This is a genomic window from Nesterenkonia rhizosphaerae, from assembly GCF_039544555.1.
GTDB lineage: Bacteria > Actinomycetota > Actinomycetes > Actinomycetales > Micrococcaceae > Nesterenkonia > Nesterenkonia rhizosphaerae.
This window is the reverse complement of the sequence record NZ_BAABLW010000005.1, coordinates 41,924-65,818: the sequence shown is the minus strand read 5'-3', so window position 1 is coordinate 65,818 and position 23,895 is coordinate 41,924. Positions and strand designations below refer to the sequence as shown.

At 64.3% G+C, this 23,895-nt stretch carries 25 protein-coding genes; 3 read left to right on the top strand and 22 right to left on the bottom strand.

The window, feature by feature from the left end; all coding sequences use genetic code 11:
• Positions 1-20: 20 nt before the first annotated feature.
• From ABEA23_RS04590 to ABEA23_RS04575, 4 genes are all read right to left on the bottom strand, one after another.
• Complete coding sequence (locus ABEA23_RS04590; RefSeq protein ID WP_345476895.1) at positions 21-575, bottom strand: MarR family winged helix-turn-helix transcriptional regulator; 555 nt, start codon at positions 573-575, stop codon at positions 21-23.
• 398 nt (positions 576-973) lie between these two features.
• On the bottom strand, positions 974-1,396 hold the full coding sequence (gene panD, locus ABEA23_RS04585) for an aspartate 1-decarboxylase (RefSeq protein WP_345476894.1): 423 nt from the start codon (positions 1,394-1,396) through the stop codon (positions 974-976).
• 67 nt (positions 1,397-1,463) lie between these two features.
• A complete protein-coding gene (locus tag ABEA23_RS04580; protein WP_345476893.1) occupies positions 1,464-2,855 on the bottom strand; it encodes a DUF1461 domain-containing protein in 1,392 nt (463 codons plus the stop codon).
• 110 nt (positions 2,856-2,965) lie between these two features.
• Entirely contained in the window at positions 2,966-3,955 is a 990-nt protein-coding gene (locus tag ABEA23_RS04575; RefSeq protein ID WP_345476892.1) for a stage II sporulation protein M, read from the bottom strand.
• A gap of 99 nt (positions 3,956-4,054) precedes the next feature.
• Here ABEA23_RS04575 and ABEA23_RS04570 point away from each other — a divergent pair, with 99 nt between their 5' ends.
• Positions 4,055-4,888 carry an RDD family protein gene (locus ABEA23_RS04570; RefSeq protein WP_345476891.1) on the top strand — a complete coding sequence of 278 codons (834 nt, stop codon included), beginning with the start codon at positions 4,055-4,057 and terminating at the stop codon, positions 4,886-4,888.
• Positions 4,889-5,082: 194 nt separating this feature from the next.
• Here ABEA23_RS04570 and ahcY read toward each other — a convergent pair whose 3' ends face one another.
• From ahcY to ABEA23_RS04540, 6 genes are all read right to left on the bottom strand, one after another.
• On the bottom strand, positions 5,083-6,561 hold the full coding sequence (ahcY, locus tag ABEA23_RS04565) for an adenosylhomocysteinase (RefSeq protein WP_345476890.1): 1,479 nt from the start codon (positions 6,559-6,561) through the stop codon (positions 5,083-5,085).
• 8 nt (positions 6,562-6,569) lie between these two features.
• Positions 6,570-6,818 carry a Trm112 family protein gene (locus ABEA23_RS04560; protein WP_345476889.1) on the bottom strand — a complete coding sequence of 83 codons (249 nt, stop codon included), beginning with the start codon at positions 6,816-6,818 and terminating at the stop codon, positions 6,570-6,572.
• A gap of 124 nt (positions 6,819-6,942) precedes the next feature.
• Positions 6,943-7,362, bottom strand: coding sequence for a DUF3499 domain-containing protein (locus ABEA23_RS04555; protein ID WP_345476888.1), 420 nt, complete (start codon positions 7,360-7,362; stop codon positions 6,943-6,945).
• A 106-nt stretch (positions 7,363-7,468) separates the two neighbouring features.
• Entirely contained in the window at positions 7,469-9,487 is a 2,019-nt protein-coding gene (locus ABEA23_RS04550; protein WP_345476887.1) for a DUF5719 family protein, read from the bottom strand.
• Positions 9,484-12,744, bottom strand: a complete 3,261-nt coding sequence (locus ABEA23_RS04545) for a hypothetical protein (RefSeq protein WP_345476886.1) — start codon at positions 12,742-12,744, stop codon at positions 9,484-9,486. The genes ABEA23_RS04550 and ABEA23_RS04545 overlap by 4 nt, the downstream gene beginning before the upstream one ends.
• Before the next feature lie 404 nt (positions 12,745-13,148).
• Positions 13,149-13,718, bottom strand: a complete 570-nt coding sequence (locus ABEA23_RS04540; RefSeq protein WP_345476885.1) for a WhiB family transcriptional regulator — start codon at positions 13,716-13,718, stop codon at positions 13,149-13,151.
• 153 nt (positions 13,719-13,871) lie between these two features.
• Here ABEA23_RS04540 and ABEA23_RS04535 point away from each other — a divergent pair, with 153 nt between their 5' ends.
• Entirely contained in the window at positions 13,872-14,648 is a 777-nt protein-coding gene (locus ABEA23_RS04535) for a TIGR03089 family protein (RefSeq protein WP_345476884.1), read from the top strand.
• A gap of 362 nt (positions 14,649-15,010) precedes the next feature.
• On the opposite strand, the gene ABEA23_RS04530 is transcribed toward ABEA23_RS04535, so the two are convergent.
• The 8 genes from ABEA23_RS04530 to ABEA23_RS04495 all read right to left on the bottom strand — a co-directional run bounded on the left by ABEA23_RS04530 (position 15,011) and on the right by ABEA23_RS04495 (position 19,824).
• Positions 15,011-15,679: an SDR family oxidoreductase gene (locus tag ABEA23_RS04530; RefSeq protein ID WP_345476883.1), complete on the bottom strand. Its 669-nt coding sequence runs from the start codon at positions 15,677-15,679 to the stop codon at positions 15,011-15,013.
• A complete protein-coding gene (locus ABEA23_RS04525) occupies positions 15,676-16,824 on the bottom strand; it encodes a baseplate J/gp47 family protein (RefSeq protein ID WP_345476882.1) in 1,149 nt (382 codons plus the stop codon). Before ABEA23_RS04525 ends, ABEA23_RS04530 begins: the two co-directional genes overlap by 4 nt.
• The gene (locus tag ABEA23_RS04520) at positions 16,824-17,159 is read right to left on the bottom strand and encodes a GPW/gp25 family protein (protein ID WP_345476881.1); all 336 of its coding nucleotides are present in this window, start codon (positions 17,157-17,159) and stop codon (positions 16,824-16,826) included. Before ABEA23_RS04520 ends, ABEA23_RS04525 begins: the two co-directional genes overlap by 1 nt.
• A gap of 111 nt (positions 17,160-17,270) precedes the next feature.
• Positions 17,271-17,558, bottom strand: a complete 288-nt coding sequence (locus ABEA23_RS04515; protein ID WP_345476880.1) for a hypothetical protein — start codon at positions 17,556-17,558, stop codon at positions 17,271-17,273.
• An 11-nt stretch (positions 17,559-17,569) separates the two neighbouring features.
• Entirely contained in the window at positions 17,570-18,778 is a 1,209-nt protein-coding gene (locus ABEA23_RS04510) for a LysM peptidoglycan-binding domain-containing protein (protein WP_345476879.1), read from the bottom strand.
• Positions 18,778-18,987 carry a hypothetical protein gene (locus ABEA23_RS04505; RefSeq protein ID WP_345476878.1) on the bottom strand — a complete coding sequence of 70 codons (210 nt, stop codon included), beginning with the start codon at positions 18,985-18,987 and terminating at the stop codon, positions 18,778-18,780. The genes ABEA23_RS04510 and ABEA23_RS04505 overlap by 1 nt, the downstream gene beginning before the upstream one ends.
• Positions 18,988-19,064: 77 nt before the next feature.
• Positions 19,065-19,421 (bottom strand): hypothetical protein, encoded by a 357-nt coding sequence (locus ABEA23_RS04500; RefSeq protein ID WP_345476877.1) that lies wholly within the window; start codon positions 19,419-19,421, stop codon positions 19,065-19,067.
• A gap of 37 nt (positions 19,422-19,458) precedes the next feature.
• Positions 19,459-19,824 (bottom strand): hypothetical protein, encoded by a 366-nt coding sequence (locus tag ABEA23_RS04495; protein WP_345476876.1) that lies wholly within the window; start codon positions 19,822-19,824, stop codon positions 19,459-19,461.
• Positions 19,825-20,053: 229 nt separating this feature from the next.
• On the opposite strand from ABEA23_RS04495, the gene ABEA23_RS04490 reads away from it, so the two are divergent.
• Entirely contained in the window at positions 20,054-20,437 is a 384-nt protein-coding gene (locus ABEA23_RS04490) for a pyocin knob domain-containing protein (RefSeq protein WP_345476875.1), read from the top strand.
• Positions 20,438-20,447: 10 nt separating this feature from the next.
• Here ABEA23_RS04490 and ABEA23_RS04485 read toward each other — a convergent pair whose 3' ends face one another.
• From ABEA23_RS04485 to ABEA23_RS04470, 4 genes are read right to left on the bottom strand one after another with little or no spacing between them, the layout of a single operon-like run.
• Positions 20,448-22,289, bottom strand: a complete 1,842-nt coding sequence (locus ABEA23_RS04485) for a pyocin knob domain-containing protein (RefSeq protein WP_345476874.1) — start codon at positions 22,287-22,289, stop codon at positions 20,448-20,450.
• Positions 22,290-22,332: 43 nt separating this feature from the next.
• On the bottom strand, positions 22,333-22,605 hold the full coding sequence (locus ABEA23_RS04480; protein WP_345476873.1) for a hypothetical protein: 273 nt from the start codon (positions 22,603-22,605) through the stop codon (positions 22,333-22,335).
• Positions 22,605-23,015: a hypothetical protein gene (locus ABEA23_RS04475; protein ID WP_345476872.1), complete on the bottom strand. Its 411-nt coding sequence runs from the start codon at positions 23,013-23,015 to the stop codon at positions 22,605-22,607. Before ABEA23_RS04475 ends, ABEA23_RS04480 begins: the two co-directional genes overlap by 1 nt.
• Positions 23,012-23,893 (bottom strand): hypothetical protein, encoded by an 882-nt coding sequence (locus ABEA23_RS04470; RefSeq protein WP_345476871.1) that lies wholly within the window; start codon positions 23,891-23,893, stop codon positions 23,012-23,014. The genes ABEA23_RS04475 and ABEA23_RS04470 overlap by 4 nt, the downstream gene beginning before the upstream one ends.
• Positions 23,894-23,895: the final 2 nt, after the last annotated feature.

Genomic DNA, 23,895 nt, shown 5'->3' with positions numbered 1-23,895 from the left:
GAGTCCCTCAAGGGACCCCGTCACTCCACGCGGCTGACGGCCGTGATCAACCCGCGCAAAAACTTCGCAGCGCCGTTACGCTCCTCTTCGGTGAGATTCTCGGCGGCTTCCAGCATGTCCGAGTGCATACGGCTGAGGGTCTTATGGATCTCATCATCAGTCGCGAGCAAAACCTCGATGCCCACTGACCGGCGATCATCTGGATGCGGCACCCGGCGGATATAGCCATCGCGGCTCAGCCGGTCCACCAGCGCACTCACCGACGGCGCCGTCAGACCCAGCGCCTCGGCAAGGTCACGCTGCCGTGCCATACGGCCCGCGGCACGTTCCCGCACCAGGAAGCGCAGCGCCACCAGGTCAGTCTCACCCATGCGCATGGACTCACGGGTCCGTACTCGCATCTCCCGCTTGGCGTCACGATACTCCCGCAGCAGATTCAGCAGGTCAATGGAGGAAATCGCATCAGGGAGGTCTGCATACCAGTACCCACTACTGGTGCTGCCAGGAAGCTCAGTCTCGCTTTCAGCATCCGAAGACACAGGGCTGCGCTGGCCCGGTTCATCGGGATGGGACATGTATGACCTTTCGTCAAGTCCTGAAGCAAATCAGGTCCATCTTGCCACACTCACATAACAGTTGTACTGTCTAACTATTCGACTTCCGAATCCCTGGGTGTTGCACCATCTAGGAGCTGCACGACCCCCCCCCTTGATCATTCGATTACTCCTAGGAGCTTCACCGTGCAGTCGGCCCTGACTTACACACTGACGGCGTTTCTTGTTCCGATCGCCGTAGTACTGATCCTTCTACTTCTCGTGAAGTTCGCGGCTTCCCGTCGGCGTGTGCCCATTGTCCCGGAGAACGCGACAGCTGAGGCGCCTCCTACTACTAGCGACATCGCATAAGCCGCACCAGGGATAAACAGAGAAGGAGCGCTGGTTCTCACCAGCGCTCCTTTTTTATATGCGCTCTTCTAGTTCAGAACTGCAGTGCGGGGATCCAACTGGTCCGTGGAGCCCGGAACCGGCTGGGCGGCGTCGTTGCCTAATGCCACAATCTTGTTGTCCCCATCCACGTGGACCACTTTGGCCTCGTGCTTGCCGATCTCTGCCTCAGTGCCCATCACGTAGCTGATGATGATGACCAGGTCATCTGGCTGGACTAGGTGCGCTGCAGCACCGTTGATACCGATCACCCCGGTTCCTCGTGGACCAGCGATGGTGTAGGTCTCCAGGCGGTGGCCGTTGGTGATGTCCACCACCTGGACCTTTTCACCCTCCAGAATTCCGGCAGCATCGAGCAGGTCGGCGTCGATGGTAATGGACCCGACGTAGTGCAGATCGGCGTGGGTGACGGTGGCGCGGTGGATCTTGCCACCAAGGACTGTTCTCAACATAGCCAGATAATGCTACTCCCCCAGGCTGGAAGCAGCCCAGGGGAGTTAGCTCACGGCAATACGGTGATTAGCCGTTGGTGGAGTTCAGTTCCTCGATCAGCTTGGCACGACGGCGCTCGTGCACCTCGGCCAGCCGCTCAGCCCGGCGGGCACGACGACGCTTGGTCGGCCAGGTGGCCAGCAGTGCGATCAGGCTGAAGATCACCAGCAGAGCCACGATCCAGATACCGGCGTCAATCCAGAACTGCTCTGGGTAGAGACGGATCAGTGCGGAATCGGCCGAGAAGGTCCAGGTCCCATCAGCGAAGAGCAGGCGGTGGAACTCGGTGAAGAAACGCTGCCAGTCCAGGATGGCCAGCACAGCAGCTGCGACGATCAGCCCCAGGGTCACCCAGGCGCCCGCGAAGACGCCGCGGGCGAATCCGCCGGGTCGCCACGCACGCAGCAGCAGGAAGAACAGCAGGGTCAGCGCCAGCAGCACCACACCGATCAGCATGGCGTACCACATGACCAGTTTGACATCGGTCATATGCGAGACCTCAGCCTCGGTGAACAGCGGCTCACCACCTGGCGCCAGCTGGGACAGGTACCGGGAATCTGCCAGATTCAGCAGGTAGTCGGTGCCGTAGGAGCCGTAGAGCAGCCGCTCGCGCAGGTCGAAACCGCCCGGGTCTGCAGGGAAACCGGGGCGCCAGTAGGTGACGTAGAGGAACAGCGGTGAGGCCACGATGCGCACCGCAGCCACCGTCAGCAGCACCGGGGTAAAGATCGCTATCAGAACAGTCAGGAATCGAGAGATGCCGCGCTTGGACTTAGCGACCTCTTCATCAATATCAGCATCAGTGATCGACTCATCGCCTGCATCACGACGGACTGCAGCACCAGCGGCAGGGGCCGCAACCGGTGCCGGGGAGGCTGGATCAGCAGCTGGTACCGGGGAGGCTGCGGTCCCGGGGGCGGCCTGAGTGTCTGCCGGGCTCGGAGTGCGGTGCTCGGTGGGGATCACTGTGGTGGCACCCTCGGCAGCCGGCACCACAGTGGTGGGCTGGTCATCGGCAGCAGGTGCGGGAACCGGTGCAGCTGGGCCTGCCGGAGCGGCTTCATCCCTGGATGCGTCCTGGCCTGCGGCGCGGGAGTCCGTGTCATCCACAGAGGCGTTGGAGGCCGCGTCGATCTTCTCCGCCGAAGAGGCCGAGCGCGCAGCAGCCAGTTCCTCGCTCAGGGAACGGGTCAGGTTTTCACGCACCGGCGGGACGGTGGTGGCGGGCTGATCGGTGGAGGGTGAAGGTGCCGAGTCGCCAGCAGCGTCCTCGCCTGCCGGGGTCGGCGTCGGCTCCTTCTTCAGGTGCTCGTCGGGGAAATCAGGTTCCTCGGAGGCGAAGGCGCCGTAGTCCAGGCCGGACTCGAAATCCTTCTCCTCCGCAGTGTTTTCACGCGGTGCGTCAGGGTTCTGGCTCATCACTCGCCTCTTTTTCGTACAGTATCGGCCACTGATAAGGCTAGATGGAATGACCGTGGGTATTGGGCAACGCGCCCGGAGAGTCTGCAGATCAGTGCTTCACACCGCGCTCAGGACGTCAGCTGATGGGTCCCGGCGTCGTAGCGCCCTAGATCCCCGGTGACTCCGGCGGCATAGGCACGCCGTCCCAGCGTCAGCGTGTAGGTCCAGTAGGCGGCAAGCACTGCGGCACCGATGGTGATCTTCACCGCTGGGTGCAGATCCGAGGGCGTGATGAAACCCTCCACAATTCCGGAGATCAGCAGCACCAGCACCAGACCTACCGCCACCGTGATCAGTCGCCGGGCTTCTTCTGCCAGCGCGGTCAGCCGCGGCTTCTGCCCCGGTGCCACCCAGGACCAGAAGATCCTCAAACCCGCGGCGGCGGCCACGAACACCGCCGTCAGCTCCATCAGTCCGTGGGGCAGGATGTAGAGCCAGAAGTCTGCCAAGGCGCCCTGTTCGGCCATCACTCCCCCGGCGATGCCGACTGACTGCGCGTTGATGAACAGCACGTACACCGGCCAGATGCCGGTCACCCCGAAAGCCACGCACTGGGCGGCAATCCAGGCGTTATTGGTCCATACCTGGGAGGCGAAGGAGGAGTTCGGGTGCTCGGAGTAGTAGTTGACGAAGTCCTGCTGCGCATAGGCCTGCCGCTGGCCCTCAGGCATCAGCAGGTCGATCTGCGGGTGCTGATAAGTCCAGTAGCCGAAGCCCACACCGATGGCCAGAAACGCTGCGGTGATGATCAGCGTCAGCCAGCGCAGCCGATAGAACGCCACCGGCAGGGTCTGCGTGAAGAAGTACGCCGCTGAGGTGAAGGTGTTCTCCCCAGCGCCGGTCAGATGCGTCCGCGCCCGGCCGATCCGGGCAGAAAGCTGCGCGGCCACCGGAGAATCGGGCTCCACAGCTTGGATCATGGACAGATGAGTAGATGCCCGCCGGTAGAGCACCAGCATTTCGTCAGCCTCCTGCGCCGGCAGGCGACGACGTCGGGCCAGCTGATCCAGCCGGTCCCACTGCCCCTGGTGAGCTGCAATGAAGGCATCAATGTCCACCGCTTTAGCCTATAGGGTGGCAGAAGAGCAGGCCGGGAGCTGCCGAGCAGAAGCTCCCGGATGAAGCAGGCAGTCACCAGAAGTAGGAAGCGAGAAAGCGTGCGCACAGTGATCACCGGGGAGGCCGTTGCCCTTGACCTGCCCGCTGCCTCGCTGATCACCCGCGGGGCCTCGCTGCTGATTGATCTGCTCATCTACTGGCTGGGCCTGGTGCTCACCTTCGCCTTACTGGGCATACTCGGGGTCGGCTTCGACGGGGTCAGCTTCGATGAGGCCGCCTTTATGGCGCTGCAGCTGAGTCTGCTGGTGCTGTTCACCGTGGTGGTGCCGATGACAGTGGAAACGCTGAGCCGCGGCCGCTCAGTGGGGAAGCTGATCTTCGGCCTGCGGGTGGTGCGCGACGACGGCGGGGCCATTCGGCTGCGTCATTCGCTGATTCGCTGGCTCACCGGCTTCGGCGAAATCTACTTAACGCTCGGGCTGCTGCCGCTGATCACTGCGATGTTCACCCAGCGCGGCAAGCGGCTCGGCGATGTGCTGGCAGGCACCTACGCCATCCGCACACGGCATCCGAATGTGGCGCCGATGATGCTCCCGGTGCCGCAGCATATGGCCTCCTGGACCCAGATTGCCGATATCGGCCGCATACCGGATGAGCTGGCCGCACAAGCTGCGCGGCTACTGCGCACAGTGGAACGGGCGACCGCCCGCGGGGGCAAGGGGGCCAATATGCCCGCCCTGACGGCGACCGCTGGTCGGCTGGCTGATGAAATGCTCCCCTATGTCTCACCGCTGCCGCCGACCTCCTCTGCACTGGAGTTTCTAGCCGCAGTGATGGCCGAGCGGCGCAATCGCGAGTACCAGAAACTCATGCGCGAACTGCAGCGCCAGGCCCCGCTGCAGCAGCGCATTCACGCCCTGCCGTACTCCTAGACGCGATCAGGCAAGCGGCCTGCACCCGGGGTTGGGCGGTACACCCCGTGCGCACAACCCCGTGCGCACACAAGAAATCGCACCCCCCTTGCGCAATTCTCCCCTGTGTAACTGGGGTGCGATGGCGCGAAGTGGGGTGCGATCTTGGTTCAACGGCCCACGCGAGGCGGGGTTGCCCCGCCCACGGGACTAACTCAGTAGCGGTAGTGGGCGGGCTTATACGGCCCGGCCACATCCACCCCGAGGTAGTCGGCCTGTTCCTTGGTCAGCTCGGTGAGTTTCGCACCGAGTGCCTCCAGGTGCAGGCGGGCGACCTTCTCATCCAGCACCTTCGGCAGAACGTAGACCTCAGTGGCGTAGGCGTCGTCGCCGTCGTAGGACTTATGCGACTTGGCGAACAGCTCAATCTGAGCGATGACCTGGTTGGCGAAGCTGGAGCTCATCACGAAGCTCGGGTGGCCGGTGGCATTGCCCAGGTTCAGCAGGCGTCCCTCGGAGAGCACGATGATGGACTTACCGTCAGTGTTCGGGAAGACCCACTCGTGCACCTGGGGCTTGATCTCAATCTTCTGGATGCCCTCGATAGCGGCCAGACCGGCCATATCGATTTCATTGTCGAAGTGGCCCACATTGCCCACGATGGCCTTGTTCTTCATCTGCTGCATATGCTCAGCGCTGATGATGTCTTTGCCACCGGTGGTGGTGATGAAGATATCGCCCTGGTTCACGACCTCATCCAGGGTGGCCACCTGGTAGCCGTCCATAGCGGCCTGCAGCGCGTTGATCGGGTCGATCTCGGTGACGATCACACGCGCGCCCTGACCACGCAGCGCCTCGGCCGCGCCCTTGCCCACATCACCGTAGCCGCAGATCACCGCGACTTTGCCGCCGATAAGCACATCGGTGGCGCGCATGATGCCATCGGGCAGTGAATGGCGGATGCCGTATTTGTTGTCGAACTTGGACTTGGTGACCGAGTCATTGACGTTGATGGCCGGGAACAGCAGGCCGCCGTCACGGGCCAGCTGGTAGAGCCGGTTGACGCCGGTGGTGGTCTCCTCAGTGACACCGCGCAGCTGAGATGCGATCCCGGTCCAGCGCTTGGGGTTCTCGCTCAGCGACTGCCGCAGGGTCTCCAGGATGACCCGGTACTCCTCCGGGTCCTCCGCAGCGGCCGATGGCACTGCACCTGCAGCCTCGAACTCCACGCCCTTATGCACCAGCAGGGTGGCGTCGCCGCCGTCGTCGAGGATCATGTTCGCACCCTTGGCCGGGTCCTCATCAACTCCGGGCCAGGCGAAGATCTGGGCGGCGGTCCACCAGTACTCTTCCAGGGTCTCGTTCTTCCAGGCGAAGACCGGCACACCCTGCGGGTTCTCCGGGGTGCCGTGGGGGCCGACGACGACGGCGGCTGCGGCCTCATCCTGAGTGGAGAAGATATTGCAGGAAGCCCAGCGGACCTCAGCGCCTAGGGCCACCAGGGTCTCGATGAGCACCGCGGTCTGCACCGTCATATGCAGGGAGCCGGCGATGCGAGCACCCTTCAGCGGCTGCTCCTCAGCGTATTCCTCGCGCAGGGCCATCAGTCCGGGCATCTCATGCTCGGCCAACCGGATCTGGTGGCGGCCGGCCTCGTGCAGGGAGATATCTGCGATCTTGTAGTCAAAGCTCATGGTGGTCCTTATGCGTTGTGGGGAAGCAGATGGGGTACGCCGTCTTCGATCCGGTAGCGGCGCTGGGGATCCTCGGTGGCGATCAGCTCATCGCCTTCCTGTCGCAGCGGGCTGCCGGTGACCGGACAGCGCAGAATCTGCAGGATGTCATCGGTCAGCGGCGCATTGCGCTCAGAGGCGCGATTCTGAGCTGCACTGTTGTCAGCTGAACTGTTCTGGGGCGCACCCGACGGCGCGCTGGAGGGCGTACTGGGCATGGGATCCAGCCTAGCGCTTCAGCTGGGGGCGGGTCGCCGTCGTCGTCATCTGCCGACGCATCTTCGCTGAGCGCCGAACAGTGCGATCGCCGTAGCTTCCCGGGCGCATCCGGGGGCTCCGCGACTATTCGCGGATGAGGCGCAGGTGTCCGCGCGCGATTCCTGGGTCACCATGAGGCGGTGCCAGCGGGGTGCGTGATTCCCGGGTGGGCAGTGCAGCCGAACCCGGCATGGTGCTTTCTTCAGCGGATCCTGCAGGGACCGCTGCGTCCGTGTGGGCACGGGGGCTGCGTACGGCGTCGGCCAGAGCCAGCAGGTCATCGCCCTCCTCTGCGGGGGCTGCGGAGTACTCCAGCCGCAGCACTTCCCAGCCGCGCGGTGGGTTGACCCGGTCGGCGTGCTCGCTGCAGAGGTCGTAAGTATGCGGCTCGGCGTAGAGGCTCATCGGCCCCACCACCACAGTCGAATCCTGATAGGAATACGTCAGGGTCGCCACTGCTGGGCGTTCACAGCTGTTCCTGGTGCAACGGCGCTTGGAATCCACGGTGCCTGAGCCTACCCAGCACAGCCACAGTTTTCTGGGAGCCGGCTGGGCATGTTGCGCCCGGCTGTGCCCAGCTCAACATCAGGCACCGACCCGGGGTCAGGCATTATTGCCCGATATGCAGCGGGACGTGCTGGGCGCCACGGGTCAGCGGACGCAGTGCTGTTGTGGTGAAGCGGCCATCTTCGCTGCGGGTGATCAGCGTTCCGTAGGCCGGGGCCTCGGCGTGATCCACGACGACGGCGGCCACCTCCCCGATCTCTGCCTCTTCGGCCCGCTCGGCCAGCTCCTCAGCGTCCAGGGTCAGTCCCGCCCCGGGGGTCAGCTCCACGGTGAAAGGCTCAGTGGAGGTCCCGTACGTGTTGACCAGGCGCAAGTTGACTCCCACAACGGCGGGAGTGTCCTCCTCAGCCGGGGCGAAGAGGCGCAGCTGAGATTCCAGCTCCACGGCAACGCTGCCTTCAGCGGTTTCGCCCTCCGGTGCAGCCTCCTCATCCTCTTCAGGAGAAGCAGCTCGGGGCAGCAGCGCACCAAAACCTGGGCTGAGGGCCGCCGCTGAGGCAGACCAGCTGAAATCCGGAGCAGGGTCCTCTTCACTCTGCTCAGGCAGGGCTTCTCCAGTGATGGGATCGAAGCCGCCGCCAGTGTCAGTGATGATCGGCTCACCATCGCCGGGACTGCGCACCGCGGCCAGGCTCGGCACATCAGTGCGCACCACCACGTCATAGCTGCCGGACTCCAAGCCTCCCAGGTCCAGTACCGCGACCCGGCCGGCTTCTGCTGAGAACACTCCAGGGGCCTCAGTGGGGACCTGACTGTTCTCATCAAAGACCTGCAGTTCAACGGTGGCCTGCTGATCACCGGGGATGTAGAGGTGAAGCTGTGCGGCGTCGTCGTCGGCTCCGGTGAGCACACCGGGCATCACATGGGACAGTGCGCTGGTCTGCGCCGGAAGCAGCTCCACACCGAGGCCCTCTTGACCTGAGGTGCGGGCAGACTGCAGGGCTGCGGCCACTGGCGCCCCTGAGGGGTGGACCTGCACTGCTGTGGCCGAGTCCGTTGTCAGCCCGGCCAGGTTCACACTGCGCACCGACTGCTCTGGGACTAAAACGGTGGTGGCGCCTGTTGATCCGCGATCTCCCTCACGGTCATAGGTGGTGATCTCCACCGTCGCCGGCCGGTCATGCGGGTTGGCCAGGCTCAGCAGGGACATCGCCCCGCTGCCGACCTCCGGACCTAAGAACCACTGATTACGCTGCGGATTCGTGCAGGGGGCGGCGGCCAGGCCAGCCAGCGGACCGGATTCTGCGTAGTAGGTGAAGCCGGTGGCCAGGGTGACCCGGCGGGCACGAGGGTCCTCGGGGGTATTTTCGGGGGGCTGGATCTCCAAGACCGAGCCTTGGGTGTGGTTCTGCTGGGTGAAGCCTGGTTCGGCGTCCTCTGCTGTTCCGCGGCCTTCCTGACTCAGCTCAGCCCACTGAGCAACCGGATCCGTCTCTGCACCGGTGGGCAGCATGACGGTATCGATGCGCGAGGTGGCTGAGGGGTCACGCTCAGCGTAAGTCAGCATGCCCTGATCAGTGATCGAGTCCGGCTGTCCAGGCATGGCCGGACAGAAGATCCGTTCAGTGACCGCGGGGGCGCTGATGCTGTGCGCGGCAAGTCCGGCGGGGGTGCGGTCGCTGCTGCGGGTCAGATCGAATCCGGCGGAACCGGCCAGGGCGGCGATAAGTCCAAGACCAACCACGACGGCGGCCGCCCGGGTGCCGCTGCCGGGGGCGCGCTGGGAGTCTTCGGCCGCTAGCCGTTCCAGGGCCGGCGTGGGCTCTGGAGTCTGATGGCTGGCGGTGTGTTGGTGGTCCGCGCTGTGCTGGGCAGCTGCGCTGGGCTGGTCCCCGGCTCCATGACGCGGGGCCGGGCCGGTTGCCTGTGTTTGCTCTGACCCTGTCAGTGCCGGTGCCGCGGTTGCGTGCTTCTTACTACCGGCGCGTTGTGGCTTACGCGGGCTGCGCTTCGGTTTTGGCGTCTTGGCCGCCTGCTTGGCTTCGCGTTCACGCAGCTTCTCGGCACGACGCCGCTCGCGGCGCTGCTGGCGGATGTACTTGCTGACCTTCTTCGCACTCACAGCTGGGTATCCTCCCGAAGCGGGTTGCGGGCCCGCTGGTCCGCAGCCCCGCTGATGACCGGCTGGATTCGCCAACTGCGCGGAAGCGGCATGGCAATCAGCAGGAACAGCACTAGGACAAGGCCCACCCCGATGAGCACCGGGTATTGGAAGGTGGAGCGATGGTAGGCGCTGAGCTCACCGGTGTCAGCCGGCAGGTGGAAGCGCCGCATCCAGGGCAGCTCCTCCTCCCCGGTGCTGCGCTCGGTAGCCGGCCGTAGGGAATCTCCGTTCAGGCTGGCATGCCAGCCCCCGGCACGTTCAGCGGCGACTTCCAGGAAATACTCCTGGTCGCTGTCGAACTCCAGCGGCTCGCCCTCGGGGGTGCGGATACTCGCGAGATCCACCTCGATGCGCTGCTGATGGCTGGGCAGCAGGGCCAGGACCTCGCCGTCGGCATCGACCAGGCGCGCCCAGGCGGTGGCCACTCCGGCGATTCCCGGTGCAGCAGGCAGTGCGCTGTCTTCGGGTACGTCGGCGCGCCACAGGGCACCGGTATCGGTCTGACCCACGCGCACTAGTCCGCCAGCGGTATCGGCGGCATCTGCCAGCGGACCCTCGCCGGCGGGGATCAGCACAAAGCCGATGCCCAACTGCTGCATCAGCCCGGGAATGTGCTGTGAGCCCGGTGACACGATGGCGGCCACCAACTCCCCCAGGGACTGGTGGGCGGCGTTGAGCTCACCGGGTTCGTGAGGGTCTTCCTGCTCAGTGGCCCATAGCGGCAGGCCGTCTGCAGCCACGGCTGTGCGCTGCTTATCGAGGGTGCGTCCTGCTCCGGCGACGACCTCCGCGGAAACCCCGTGGGGACCATTGCTGAGCACGAGCGTGCGCAGTGCGGACGGGCCGCGGCCCTGATCTGCCGCTGTGGAGGGGATTGTTCGTTCCGCACCGCGGCCAATCAGCACTGGCTGCTCGTTAATGGCGGTGACCGTCTGCTCTCCTCGTTCGGAGGCAGGAAGAATCCGCGGTGCAGCCCACAGCACGCCAGAGGCGAAGACGGCCAGCACCAGCAAGGTGGCAGCCACCGGGGCGAACAGCCCGCCGAAGACCGATTCCCCGGAGCTGGAGACCTCCAAGGCGCTCAGCGCCGCCACAATCAAACACAGCACTATCACCGAGACCAGCGGCCCGGAGTAAGCCGGCAGCAGTTCACCGTCGGCGGTGCCTGCAGCCAGCAGCCCGCTCAGCACCGAGAATCCAGCAGCGCCCAGGGCGATCAGTCCGGCAATGAGTACCAGGCGGCGTCGCCCTGCGGCCACAATAGCGAGCAAGGCAATCACCAGCAGCGGCGCGCCAGTCAGCAGCGCGATCCGCAGAGTCCAGAAGCTGCCGTTGAACAGAGCCGGCAGCCAGGCATCAATACCTGAGGCACCGGGGAGACCGCCAGCTGCGTCGAAAGCCTGCGAGTAGCCCAACAGCTGCTGCCACAACGGGGCCGGCATACCGGCCTGGGCTGAACTGAGAACCCGGCCCGGTTCGGCCAGCAGCACAGCGGCCACATTGGCGCCGCGGTCCACGGCGGACATCAGCATGGGCGCAAACAGAGCCAGCGCGGGCACCGGAATCAGCCACAGCACCCGGGCGGCGCGGCCACCTAGCAGGCCACCCACTGCACAGATCAGCACTGCCGGAACCAGCAGCACCGGCGCCGCAGCCGCAGTAAGGGCCAACAGGATTCCGGCACCAGCGGCAGTCTCCCAGCCGGTGGCCAGCCGCAGCGAAGCCACCCGCGTGCCCGGTACCGAATCGTCTGCCGTGTGAAGCGCATGGGCTTTACGGGCACGCAGCGCTCGCACCCCGGCTATCACCACCAGCGGCAGCAGAATATGGGCGATCACAGCGCCCAGCCGGCCCTGGCCCACAGCAGTATGCAGGGCGGGCACCAGTGCCCAGATCAGTGCCGCCAGAACACGGTGGAAGGCTTTGCTGCTCCAGAGCCCGGCAGCCCACCATGCCGTCGCCGCGCTCAGCGGGGCCGCCAGAATCACGATCCACAGCAGCACTGCAGAGGCGTGCCCGGCGCTCAGCACCGAGAAGACCAGCAGCAACAGCGAGAACGGGTCAGCGGCGGCGCGTTCCCCCAGCGAGTCGGCCGCAAGGAAGCTCACCGTATGCTGCCAGACCTCGCCGATAGAGCCGGAGACAGGCATGGCTGCTCCCCCGCCCAGGGCCGGGGCTGTGAGGAGATCCCGGAAGGCCACCAGGGATACGCCGATCAGCGCGGTGAGCACAATGAAGAGTCCGAGCCGGTCCTCAGAGCGCCGGGCCGGCATCTCATCAAATTCGCCGTCACCGGAGCCGATATCGATCAGCGCATCATCCTGATCGATGCTTCCCGGCTGGGCGCTGGACCGGCGCCCGGTACGCAGGGCATGCAGTCCCACTGTCTCGGCGGTGATGTCGCGACGGCGCTGAGAGCGCAGTTTCTCGCCATCGAGACGGTCTTGAGCCACAGCGCTGCGCCCGGCGGTGAGAATAGCCCGTGCCGCGGTTTTGTCGGCCGTTTTGTCGGAGGACTTGTCCGTGGAGTTCTTGTGGGTGTCCGTACTCAGTTGGCGCAGCCGCTCGGGTCTGGCCAATGCGGCTTTGCGTCCCTGCGCCCGGAAACGGCGCACATGGGCGGCGGCAGCCCAGTTCAGCAAGGCCGAGGCGGAGGCGAAGAACTGCCCCAGCGCGGCGTCTGGAGCTTTACAGACCATCAGGGCTACCAGCCGCAGCGCAGCCGCCAACCAGAGCCCTACCCAGAGGAATGGCACTGCGATCGGGTTGGCCTGCGCCAGCCGGGCACGAATCTGTCCACGGCGCTGCGGGGCAGGCAGCCACAGTGTGCCGCCGTAACGGTGCACCACCTCGCGCGGGGGCGGAGTGGGCCGCCAGATGCGGGCGGTGGGTTCAAGCACGGTGAGCGCACCGACTTCGCGGGCCCGGGCACATAGGTCAGCTGCGGCGTAGTCCCCGGGAAGTGCCGGGTCGAAGCCACCGAGGTCGCCGAAGAGTCCGGCGTGGATGAGCATGCCGTGGGCTGAGACGGCCGGAACCTGATCCCGTCCGTCGTATTGGCCCTGATCCAGCTCCCGGGGTTCGGTCAGCGTGACTACCTCTGCTGAGCCTGCGCTCCAAAGACCGGCGTTGACCAGGCGCGGTTCTGGCGCATCGGCGTGGAGCTGTTTGGCGCCCACGATCTCCAACTGGAAGTGCGTCGCCTCATCCTTCACCGTGAAGAGCCGGTCCTCCAGCCGCTCCAGAGCATCGGGAGCGGGGACGGCGTCAGCGGGCAGAATCCACAGCCACTGATACCGGGCGCTGAAGCCGTCGGGAAGGTGCCGTTCGAGGGTGCGCCACAGCTGGGTGGTTTTGCTGCCTGCGGGTCCTGCAGTCGTGGTCTGCTTGGCGTGACGCTTATTGCTCAGCAGCTTTGAACGCAGTGAACGGGACAGATCCTCGGGACCTGCATAGCCTGCGGAGCTGAGTTCGATGACCGAATCGGGCTGCCTGGTCTGGGATTCAAGGGCGGCACTGAGATTCAGCGCCCGTCCGGTGGGAGACCACTGGGCAGACGCTAAACCGCCGCCGTCGTGCAGTACGACGGCGGCGATGTGGAGTTGAGCAGTCGGGCTGATCAGACTGCCCGCTTCTTCAGTTTCCGGCGTTCTCGTTCAGAGAGGCCGCCCCAGATGCCGAAGCGCTCGTCATTGGACAGCGCGTAGTCCAGGCATTCCTGCTTCACGGTGCAGGCTGCGCAGACCTTCTTGGCATCCCGGGTGGACCCGCCCTTTTCAGGGAAGAACGCTTCGGGGTCGGTTTGTGCGCACAAAGCATCAACCTGCCAGGCCAACTCGCCTTCGACCTGCTCGGCGGGCATCAGGGTGGGGATGCCCAGCCAGACAGCGTCGGCACCCTGAGAAGTCTCAGCGCCGTGCTCAGTGCGGCGGGAAGGTGCCTCACTGAGCGCGGTCACTGTGCCTGCGGTAGTATCCGCTTCCACCGAGCCACCTGTTTCGGCGTCCTCCTGGGCAGCCAGGAATGCGGTGGCCTGCTCCTCCAGGGAGAGTCCGTGCTCCAGCTTCTCAGCGGCCTGCGGGTCGGCGGGGTCGACAAACCAGTCTGACGGCACATCCAGCCCGCTTCTGCGGACCGGTCTGGCGTCCTGGTCCGGGCTGATGTTGCTCAGCCGCTGTGCCTTCCCCATATGTGGGCCTCCCCTGAGTCGCTTTCTGTACGCTCTAAGCAGTTGGTGGTCGGTGTCTCTGCACCTAATTACACTGGCGTAAGTAAACATTCGTCAAGTGCTCCCGGCGAGTCGTCGAAGGCCCTGTGAACCTATCGAAGGATGTCATCCCTGATGAGCCCGCTGACCCTGAACTCCCCGTCCCAGCAGCCGCCTGAAGATTTCGCCCAACTGCTTGAGTCCCTGGCCTCCCGGCCGCAGCCCGCGGTGGTTCACTATGACGCCGAGACCGGGGACAGAGTGGAACTTTCCGGTCGGGTTCTGGCCAACTGGGCCATCAAGCTCATCGGCCTGCTACGTGATGAATATGACATCGAAGATGAGCCGGTGGGCGAGTCCCGGCCGCTGGTAGTCCTCGATATGGCGACCCATTGGAAGGCTGCCGCCCTGGTGCTAGCGGCTTCGGCGCTGGGGGCCGAGGTGCAGATGATGCCCTCAGCCGACGACGCCGCCGAGGTCCTGCGCGCCAGCCTTGTGGTGACTGATCACCCCTCGGCATGGCTTGACTCCGAAGCACTGGGAGAGGCAGATCTGGCGGTGATCTCCCATGGAATGCTGGATGCGTCCTTCACCGATGCCACCGGTCTGGAGATCCCGGCGTGGGTGCTGGATATCTCTGCCGAGGTCCGCCAGCACCCCGACCAACTCAATGCACCGCTGCCGGGGGTGCCGTTGCCGAACACACCGCAAGAGCCCACACCGCAACAGCCCACACCGCAACAGCCCACACCGCAACAGCCCAGCAGCCCGATGGTGGTCACCGCGTGGGCTAAGGACACCGCTCAGACTCTGCTGCAGACTTGGGCTCAGCAGGGCACAGTGGTGCTATTCCAGGGTGCCCCCGAAGGTGAGACCTGGAAACAGATGCTCAACAACGAGGGACTGGCCTGAGATGCAGACGGATGGCCCCTAACCGCTGCGGTGAGGGGTGCCCGGTTCTGGGTGTGCGCCTGCTTCAGGGCTGACCAGATCAGAATCCGCGATCATATGCGGAGATTGCTGGGACCCGCTGCGCTCAGCGGAGGCGGAGACATCGTCACCGGTGAATACCCAGATTTCCCCGTATACCGCGCCAACGCAGGGACTCCCCTAGTAACCTGTTGGGACTCGTTGCGATGAATTGGGGCCGGATTGGGGCCTATTGGCCGCCGTGTTGAAATTTTCAACGCGCCTTCAACCCCTCTCAGAAGGGGCTCCGGAAGACAGCAGAATGGGCCAGCAACACCGCTGACCCATCCTTATATATGCCACGATTACTCTAGTTCCACACCAGCAGAATCCGACTGTGCCCAGGTCTGGATGTTGCGCTCCTTATCGTCCCAGGTCTCCCCGGCTGCGGACTCCCAGGAATCCCAGGTAGAGATAACAGTGTTGATCACCACGACGTGTCCCGCCGGCACGAACCCAGCGGACTGGACGTTAGCGGCCAGATTCTCCACGTCATCGTTGAGCACATCATCAGCACGCACATGAAGCACCAGCGTGTGCGGCAGGGTCCGGTGAGGGGTTACCCGCGCCTGAGCGCCCTCCACCATGAATTCCTTGGCACTCTCCGCGATGACCTGCCGGGTGCCCACCCTGGTCCGGCCAGCGGTGATGAGCGCCTGGAGCCGTTGCCGCAGGATTCGGGGGTGCTGGAGTCTCTGCCCCTGCTCCATGCCCATCAGGAATGCGAGCCAGGGCAAAGCCCGATCTGGCACTCGGACGGGGTCTGTGTAGGCCCCGTTGTAGAGGTCGTCACTGATCTGCCGTATCCGCCCTGCCATCTCACCAACGCCGTCCATGAACCGCAGCAGTGGCACGCCGCCTATTTCGGGGTTCTGCTCCCGGTCAGCAGTGCGGTAGTGGCGCGGCAGAGACTCCCACCAGCGACGGGTCCAGGGGTTTACGTCTGCCCGGTCCTCAGGGAGCGGCGTGCTCACTGCCCACCCTCCACTGTCACGATGATGCTGCCAACTCGGGGCAGCGGTGCATCACCCTCCAGGGGAATGTCGTCTGGTGCGGACTCTACGTAGCTGACGCCCTGGACGCTGCCCACCTGCCCAATGAGCGCGTTGCGGCGGATGACCGACTCCCAAGGCCATACAGTGGGGCTCAGCCAGCGGCGGAGGTGTTCCTCAACCCGGGCCTGCACATCGGCGGGGTTCTCCCGCTGAGCGGCTACCACCGTCACCTCAATGTCCACGTCTGTGTAGGTGGGGCCAACGATATGCACAGTCAGCGACGCCAACGCCTGCGCCTCCAGCTCATCACGCAGAGCAATGGACTGCTCCTGGCCTAGCGGCAGGCCCTCCAGGCCTGCCACTGCCACAGTGACGTGTCCGGCGGCCTGCTCACCTGGTCGCGCCGGATCGTAGAGATTCAGCACATGGGCACGCCCCACACCGGGGGTCTCCAGGGCCGCGTGCTGGAAATGGTCTGGCCGCACCAGCGTAGAGGTAAGCCGATTCAGCAACGCAGAGCCGCGGGCGTGGAACTCCTCATCTGACTCCTCCCGATAACCACCCTCAACCTCGGTCACTAGCTGCGCTGATTCCACAAAGGGGAGGTTGTCCACGACATCCACGGTGGTGCCGGCGGCCACTCCGTTGAGCTGCGGCCCGTACTCTTCAGCTATGACCCGGACAGTGCCGGTCAGGCCGTCCCGCGTGTTGATGGTTAGGCGACCCGTGGTGAGCATGTCGTAAGACTGGGTGGCATCCAGGTGGACACGTAGCCGGGTTCCTTCGGGAACCTCGTGCAAAGGCTGGGAACCTGCCACGGTGAACTCGACTGTGGCGAATGCGGGAGCGCCAAGGCTTCGGGTCACTCCGTAGAGGTCCAGCAGGTACTCCAACAGCCGTGAGGGCACTAGCTGGAGAGCCATGACCTCGGTGCCCAGCATCAGCGCCAAGGTCTCCATGAGTACCACCTCGGTGTTGCCTGCCTCCGGCTGCCATGTGGGGAGCTTGGACTGAGCATGACGAATCCCGAAGTCAATCATGTCCCGCTCAGTGCCCATGTCCAGCAGGTCCAGCGGCTCATAAGTCGGGGCGTCGGGGTTCCCCTCAGGGATTGGCTGCGTCATCAGGCTGGGCCTCCATCGGTCTCTTCATCGTCTTCTCGTGTCCAGTTGACCGTGTAGCGGGCGTGACTTTCGCTGATCGGTTCCTCTTCAACACTGGTGATTTCCACGCCTTCGGGGCCAAAGCTGTCCACCCCGGTCTGAATTGTGGTGGCGTCCAGACCTGCAAACACGGGGTCTGGGACACCATAGGAAGGCTCCAGGGTCCGTTCTCCTGTCATCGTGAGAGTGAGCACAGCTATGGACTCCTCGATAGCCTGGTCTGAGCCATACGGAGCGACGGCGGCATGTCCCTGTGGAGTGATCCGGAACGGGTGGGAGAGGGTGCCTTCAGCCATGGGGCTAAGAATGCCGCGGGGGGCGACGCTAGGTGGGGACGGGGAAACAAATGAGCCTCACCCCCGGGGTTCCCAATCCAGCCCAGGGGTGAGGCTCATGCGCGCGGCAGGCTAGAGCTGCCACTCCTCCGCTGAGGTCTCGTCGTCCTTCGGTGTGAGGTTCCGCAGCGCCAGAACGCTCAGCACCAAAGTGCTGATACCAGCAATGATGCTCTTGACCTGCTCGATAGCCAGCCCGGCAGCGCCAGCAATGCTGACCGCAAGGCCGGGGCTAAAGACTTCGGCGATGGTCAGGCCCACCACCAGCACGCCGACGACGATACCGACAACGTAGAGGGCCTTGCGGGTCGCTCGGTCCTCCAGCGACTGGGCCAGCTTGGCCTTGTTTTCAGTGCTCACTGTGCAACTCCTTAGTTGTATGCGGGGCGGATGTTGTTAAGCCACTCGACAATGGCCCACCAGGTCTGAGCGCCGGGCTGGCCGTCAATGGCCCCCTTGTAGTGCCCCTGGGATGCCAGGTAGGCCTGGAAGCTGGCCCAGATGCTGCGGGGGTTGCCGTAGGCGTTGTTGTTGCCGTAGCGGCGCACGTCGGCACGCTCGGTGAACCGGCGATGGCGGGCGCGCATCCAGGTGCGGATTTGCTCCTCCAGCCGCCATTTGGTGTTCCCCTGGGCGGGGTAGCCCGCGCGGCGCAGAGATTCAGACAGAGCTGCCTTCACCGCCACTGTTACGGTGTCGAACCAGTTATCTAATGGCAGACCGCGGGCACCAGTGAAGGGGTTGCTGCGAGCCTGGAACGGGTTGGGGTCAATCTTCCGTCGCGGCCATGAGGTCTGCCCGGAGAGGTTCACCGGCCCGCTGGTCTTGGAGCCTCCGGTGTTGCCCTTCGCTGGCGTGCTGGCCCGTCCGGGGATGGTGAGCTTCTGGCCCACCCGGATCAAGTTGATGTTAGCGATTCGGTTCACGGAAGCCAGATCGGAGATAGACACCCCGTGTGCTGCCGCGATCTGGGAGAGGGTGTCGCCAGCGCGCACCGTGTAGGTCTGGCCCGGTGCCACGGTGTTGCCTCCGCCGACAGTCACAGGAGCGGTGCCGCCGATGTCCAGCAGGCCATCTGGGATGATCCGCCGGATGGGCTGACCCGCGCAGGAGGTGGAGTTGCCAGCCAGGTTGCCGTGGTCCACCGGTCGGGTGCGCAGGTTCGGGAAGGCGTTGCGCTTCAGGTGAGCGCCCAGAGCGCGGAAGGCCGCGCGGGCCGCAGCAGAAGGCGCCTCGTTGTTGCCCACAATGAACAGCACGCCAACGGCGGTGAAGTTGTTGTTTAGGGCGTGCGCAGTCGCATGGGTGTGCCCTGAGCATTCAAAGATGCGTCCTGCCTGGTCAATCGCGTAGTCATAGCCCAGGTCAGCCCAGCCGTTCACGCTGATGTGCATGGACCGCCAGCCGCGCAGACGTGCGCAGGACTGCGCCAGGGTTTCCACACCAATGGTGATGTTGCCTACCGCAGGGTAGTGCGGGGCAATGATCACGACGTTTGCAGGATTGCGGCGCCGGTTGCTGATTCGCGTGAAGCCCTTGGGCTGATTGGTCCAAGTAGCGCGGGGGTGAATGGTTGCCATCAGTCGCCCTCACCTTCCAGCTCAGCCTCAACGCCGATGTCCTCGTTCTCCGGGATAGCGATGGTGGGGATGTCCAGAGGGTCGCCCAGACCCTGCTCAGCGTCAGCGTCGTAGTCCTCTAGCTCAGGTGCGGGGATATCTTCGTCGGTCGGGTCGCCGCCCAGCGTGTGGGTCGGCTCTAGCTGGTCCTCAGGGGGCAGTTTCGCCACGGGGGCCTCCAGGATTGGTCGGAAATGTCGTTCCGTGCCCTAGTAGGCGCTCCTCGGTTCCTCAGGTGGGGGACGTGCTAGTCGGCGGCCTCTTCGCGGGGGTCGTAGTCCCGCCACGCGGGCTTACCCGATGGTGGTTCCGGGTACGGAGGCATGGCCTCCTGTGGCACCTGGCGTTCTGCCAGCATTCCGATTAGCCGGGATGCGAACTCTTGGACCCTGCGCCGGTAGGTGGCTTCCCATTCCCGCAGGTCATAGTGGTAGCGGCGCTCAGCCTCTGCCAGATCAGTGCGACGCTTCAGGGTGTTGTTGCGCTCACGCTCTTGCTGTGCCCGCCCAGAGCGCCATTTCCGGAACTCTTGCAGCCCGACAACAGCGAACCCGCCGGCACCGAAGACGGATGCCACGGCGGGCCAAATTAGGTTCCAGTCCATTCAAGTGCCCCTCCCTCCAAGATGTGCGTGTGCGCTGTCATTTGCCGGGCTGGTACGAGTAGGGCCAGATGTAGCCCAGTCGCCCCAGGAACAGCAGAATCAGCGCGGCCACAATCAGGCTGATGGGCCACCGGTTGCCTGTGTCAGCGGCCAGCGCCAGCATGAACTGGGTCACCGCGTACACCCCTAATCCACCCAGGCATAGGATGAGGAACGGTTTCTCAACCATCCATTTCCCCTGCACGCAGGCCCGGGCGGCGAAGGTCGCGCCGACGAGACTGAACCAGCCCCAGAGATGGACCATCCAGCCGGCGGACCCCTCAATGGTGTTTGGAGGATTCAAGACCACAGTGAGCCCGGCAAGAGCAACGACGACGTAAGCCCCGGCATAGGTCACTGTCATGACCGCTGGGTTATCAAAACGCGTCCAGAATGCTCTGGGCCACCACTGGCCAGATGGGTGAGGTTGAACCATGGGGCCATGGTCCCCATCCCTTGGCTCAACGTGGGGGACGACGGAACCGACAACAAAGATTACGTCAGGTACTTTTGCCCCGGCGCGGCTGCCCATCGCCACAGCTACCGCCCGTGGAGCCGTCCACCACGCCGATATTCAGAGCGTGGTCAATGGCATGGCTTCCACTACCGCTGCTGGCGGCACGCTGGTGCAGCGCGCCAGCAACGGCCAGTTCACCGTAGGAACCCCAACCGCCTCTACCCATGTCGCCACTAAGGGGTATGTGGATTCCGAAATCGGCTCCCGAGCATTCACGTTCCAGGGACGCCGCGGCGCCAGCATGAACACCCTCACCAGCGAGGGCTTCCACTTCATTGAAGGCTCCAACTCCAACATGCCCTCAGGCGTGAGCACCTCCGGCGTGCTCCTGGTCCTTCACGGTGGAAACGAGGGGGACAGCGTGGCGCAGCTGTTCCTCAACTTCTCCCGCAACACGATCTACTACCGGTCCCGGCACAACGGAACCTGGCAGGCTTGGAACAACCTCCGCTCCTACTAGTCGGGAGGGCCTATGGCAGCAGAGCGCGCCACCCATTCCAGCCCTGGGTATGAAAGGTCCGGTAATAGAGGTTGTTGCGCGCGAAGCTCATGAAGAGCTGTGTGACGAATCCTTGGGAACCTTCGCCGGTGAGGACCAGAAGCATCCCCTGGGTGCCGACTGGGTTGTCCGTGTTGGCGCTGGGGATGTGGTAGAACCCTGCGTTGGTCAGGTTGTTGAGCCGGGTGGTGACGTTCCCTCGCCAATTCACAGTCTGAGCGACTATTTCACTGTCCACGTATCCCTTGGTTGCTACGTGGGTGCTGGATGTCGGCGTCCCTACTGTGAACTGGCCGTTGCTCGCGCGCATCACCAGGTTGTTTCCGCTGCCTGCGGTGGTTGAGGCGCCATTTAGCAGGGCGAAGTGGGCCGCGCTGAGTGCTCCCTGCGCGCTGGAGGTAGCGGCAGGCAGCCGCGCCGGGGCAAAAGTACCTGACGTAATCTTTGATGTCGGCATGTTCGGGATGCGGGCCAGCGCTAGGGTGCCGCTCGTGATGTTCCCAGCCGCATGGTTATGGCTAGAAGCGGCGCGGGTAGCTATCTGGGCGTCAACGTAGCGCTTAGTGGCTGCGTCATCAGGTGCGGTGGGGTCGCCTACCTCGATTCGCCGGGTAGTTGCCCCGCGCCGGACCAAGGTATCACCGCCACCGTTCCACGACGCGTCCGCCAGCATGGCGAAATATGCCGCTGGGATAGCGCCCTGCGCAGTTCGGGTTGCCGCAGGGAGGCGGGCCGGGGCCAGCGTGCCGCTGGTGATATTACTAGCGGCGTGATTATGGCTAGAAGCTGCCCGTGTGGCGACCTGGGCATCCACATAGGCCTTATTCGCTGGATGAAAAGTGCTCACGGGGTCCAGAACCGACAGGTGGCCGCTGGCATCCCGCATCACGATGTTGCTGCGCCCTGCATTCGTGTACGCGGCACCGTCTAGAAGACGGTAGTGAGCCGCGCTGAGTGCTCCCTGCGCGCTGGAGGTAGCGGCAGGCAGCCGCGCCGGGGCAAAAGTCCCGCTAGTGATATCTCCAGCAGCATGGGAATGAGACGCTATCTGAGCGTCAACGTACTGTTTATTCGCGGCGTGAGTGCCCACATTCGGGTCTTGGGTGGCCAGTCGTCCGCTGGCGTCACGCATGGCCACCGTGGAGGCTGTGGAGTTAGAAGTCGCACCGGCCAGAAGCTGGTGGTGCGCGGGGCTTATGATGCCCGCAGTGCTGCTGGAGGCGTTGGGGAGCCGCGCCTGTGAAAGGACACCGCTGGTGATGTCACTGGCGCTGTGAGAGTGGGAAGCGATCTGGGCATCCACGTAAGACTTGGTAGCGGCGTGCGTGCCCGCAGTCGGGTCAGCAATGCTGGCCTGGCCGGAGGCGTTACGGCGCACAATCGCGGAAGGCTCCAGGCTTGCGGTAGCCCCGTCCAGGAGTGCTTTGTCAGACGAACTCATTGCACCATGGCGGGTCGATGTCACAAGCGGCAGCGGGTGAGTGTGGTCGGCGCGGGCCGCGCGTTCACTAGTGCCCTCAGTGCCCACTGAAGCCCCTACGGCGATGGCCTGCCCGACTCCACCCGATCCGGTGGTGTTGACCTCCTCCCAGGCGGTCCCGGTGTCGTAGAAGAGACGCCGGCGGTCGGTAGCCCAGTAGAGGCGGCCACTGGTCTCCGGGGCCGGGCGATCAGCGAAAACACCTTGATCTGTGATGGCCGCAAGCCGGTCCAGCAGCTCCATCCGGGCATTGAATTCTTCCCGGGTGGGGTGCGGGTCGTTGCCGCTGGTGTACGTGTCAAGCCCTAGCCGGCTGGTCTGCTCCTGTGCCATACCGGCATGGTCGCGGGACCGGCAGCAGGTTTGGGGGACGCAGTTACCGGCTGATCACACCGCTGATAATGAAGTCATCCCGACGGCCCTCAACCGCCAGCAACACCACCCGATCCCGCACCGCTGGGCGCTCCCCCACGTACTCCAAAGGGCCATGCCACTCATCCCCAGTCAGACGTGGAATGACCACGTAGAGCCCATCCCCTTCACGGTCGGCCATCACGGTGCCACGCCACACAGAAGGGACCATGTTGTCACCGCGGGACCGTCGCTCATCCCTTCGCTGGTTCACCACCATGCGCTCCAGCGCGCTCATCAAACAACCTCCCCGTAATAGACACCAGGCACCTTCAGCACCTGCGAGTATCGGCCAGGCTCCGGATGAGCTACATAGGCCAGCTCATCCCCAGCGGTCTCGATGACCCGCCCGTCTCCAGTCGTCAGACCCAGCCGCCCGTCCTGGAGCACACACACGCAGGCACCCAGGTCCATAGCGCCGGGGCGGGCCCCATCCCGTCGCAGACGGACCAGTAGGGCGCCGTCCTCATCAGGGAGGCTCAGACCGAACTGCGCCAGGGCAGAACTCACCGCCTCAGCAACCTCCACCTTTGTGATCTGCTCATCCCGCAGCACCTGGTCTACCTCACGGCCTGTGAGATAGGCCAGACCCACATAGGGGTAGACCTCCGCGAGCACAAACCCATTCCACACCTGGGGTCTCATCACTTATCGTCTTTCGTTGGCTCAGGGGTCGGGTTCACGAAACGCTTGCACGTCAGTTTCACCGGCTTAGTGATGGACAGCGAAAAGTCCACTTTCGTCACCATCCAGGAGCCATTAGCCCGGCCCATGTTTCCCTCTAGGATCAGCTCATCGCCGGGCCGGAAGGTGTCAGCGTCGGCGCTAGTGAGCCCAACAGTCAACTCCTGGTCTTTCCGCTGGGCCGCGTCCTTGAATCCAGGCATACCGTCCATGCCTTCGCTGTACTCATTCCAGTTCTTCCAGTTCAGCCTGATCTGCCGGCGGCCTGCGCGGCTGGCAAGCCATGTGGGGCGCGCGAAAATCAGGGTGTCACCGTACTCAAACAGCAGCCGCCCAGTCTCCCGTGCAAGCTGGGTCATCACATCCCAAGTGCTATCCGGGTTGTCCCCTTCGGCCTTCTCGCGCACAATCTGGCGATTCCCGATGTCAGGTTCCACGATGTGCTTCATGCCGGCAGACTGCGCGCACTGCTGCACCCACCGGGTCACTGGGTAGCTGCCCCAATTCTGCTCACCGGTCTGATTCTGGAGTCGCTGGACGTAACGGCTTGGCGCCCGGACCTTCACCGATGGGCCAGCATTCTCCGGTTTGAGCTCTACAGCAGTAACGCGGCCTACCCACTTGTCATAGGTCAGGATCGTGCCTATAGCGAAGGTGCCGCGCCGGAAAATAGCCAGGTCGTCGTCATCTGCGAACGTGAAATCAAGCTCCGTGATCTGGCTGGTAGATGCGGAGAGCTTCGCAGAAGTGCAGGCACCCACCAGGTGGGCCTGGAGCCCTTGCCCTTTGAGCTTGACCTGATGGAGCCGGTTGTTTGCACCGATGGTGGACGTGGTAGACACCA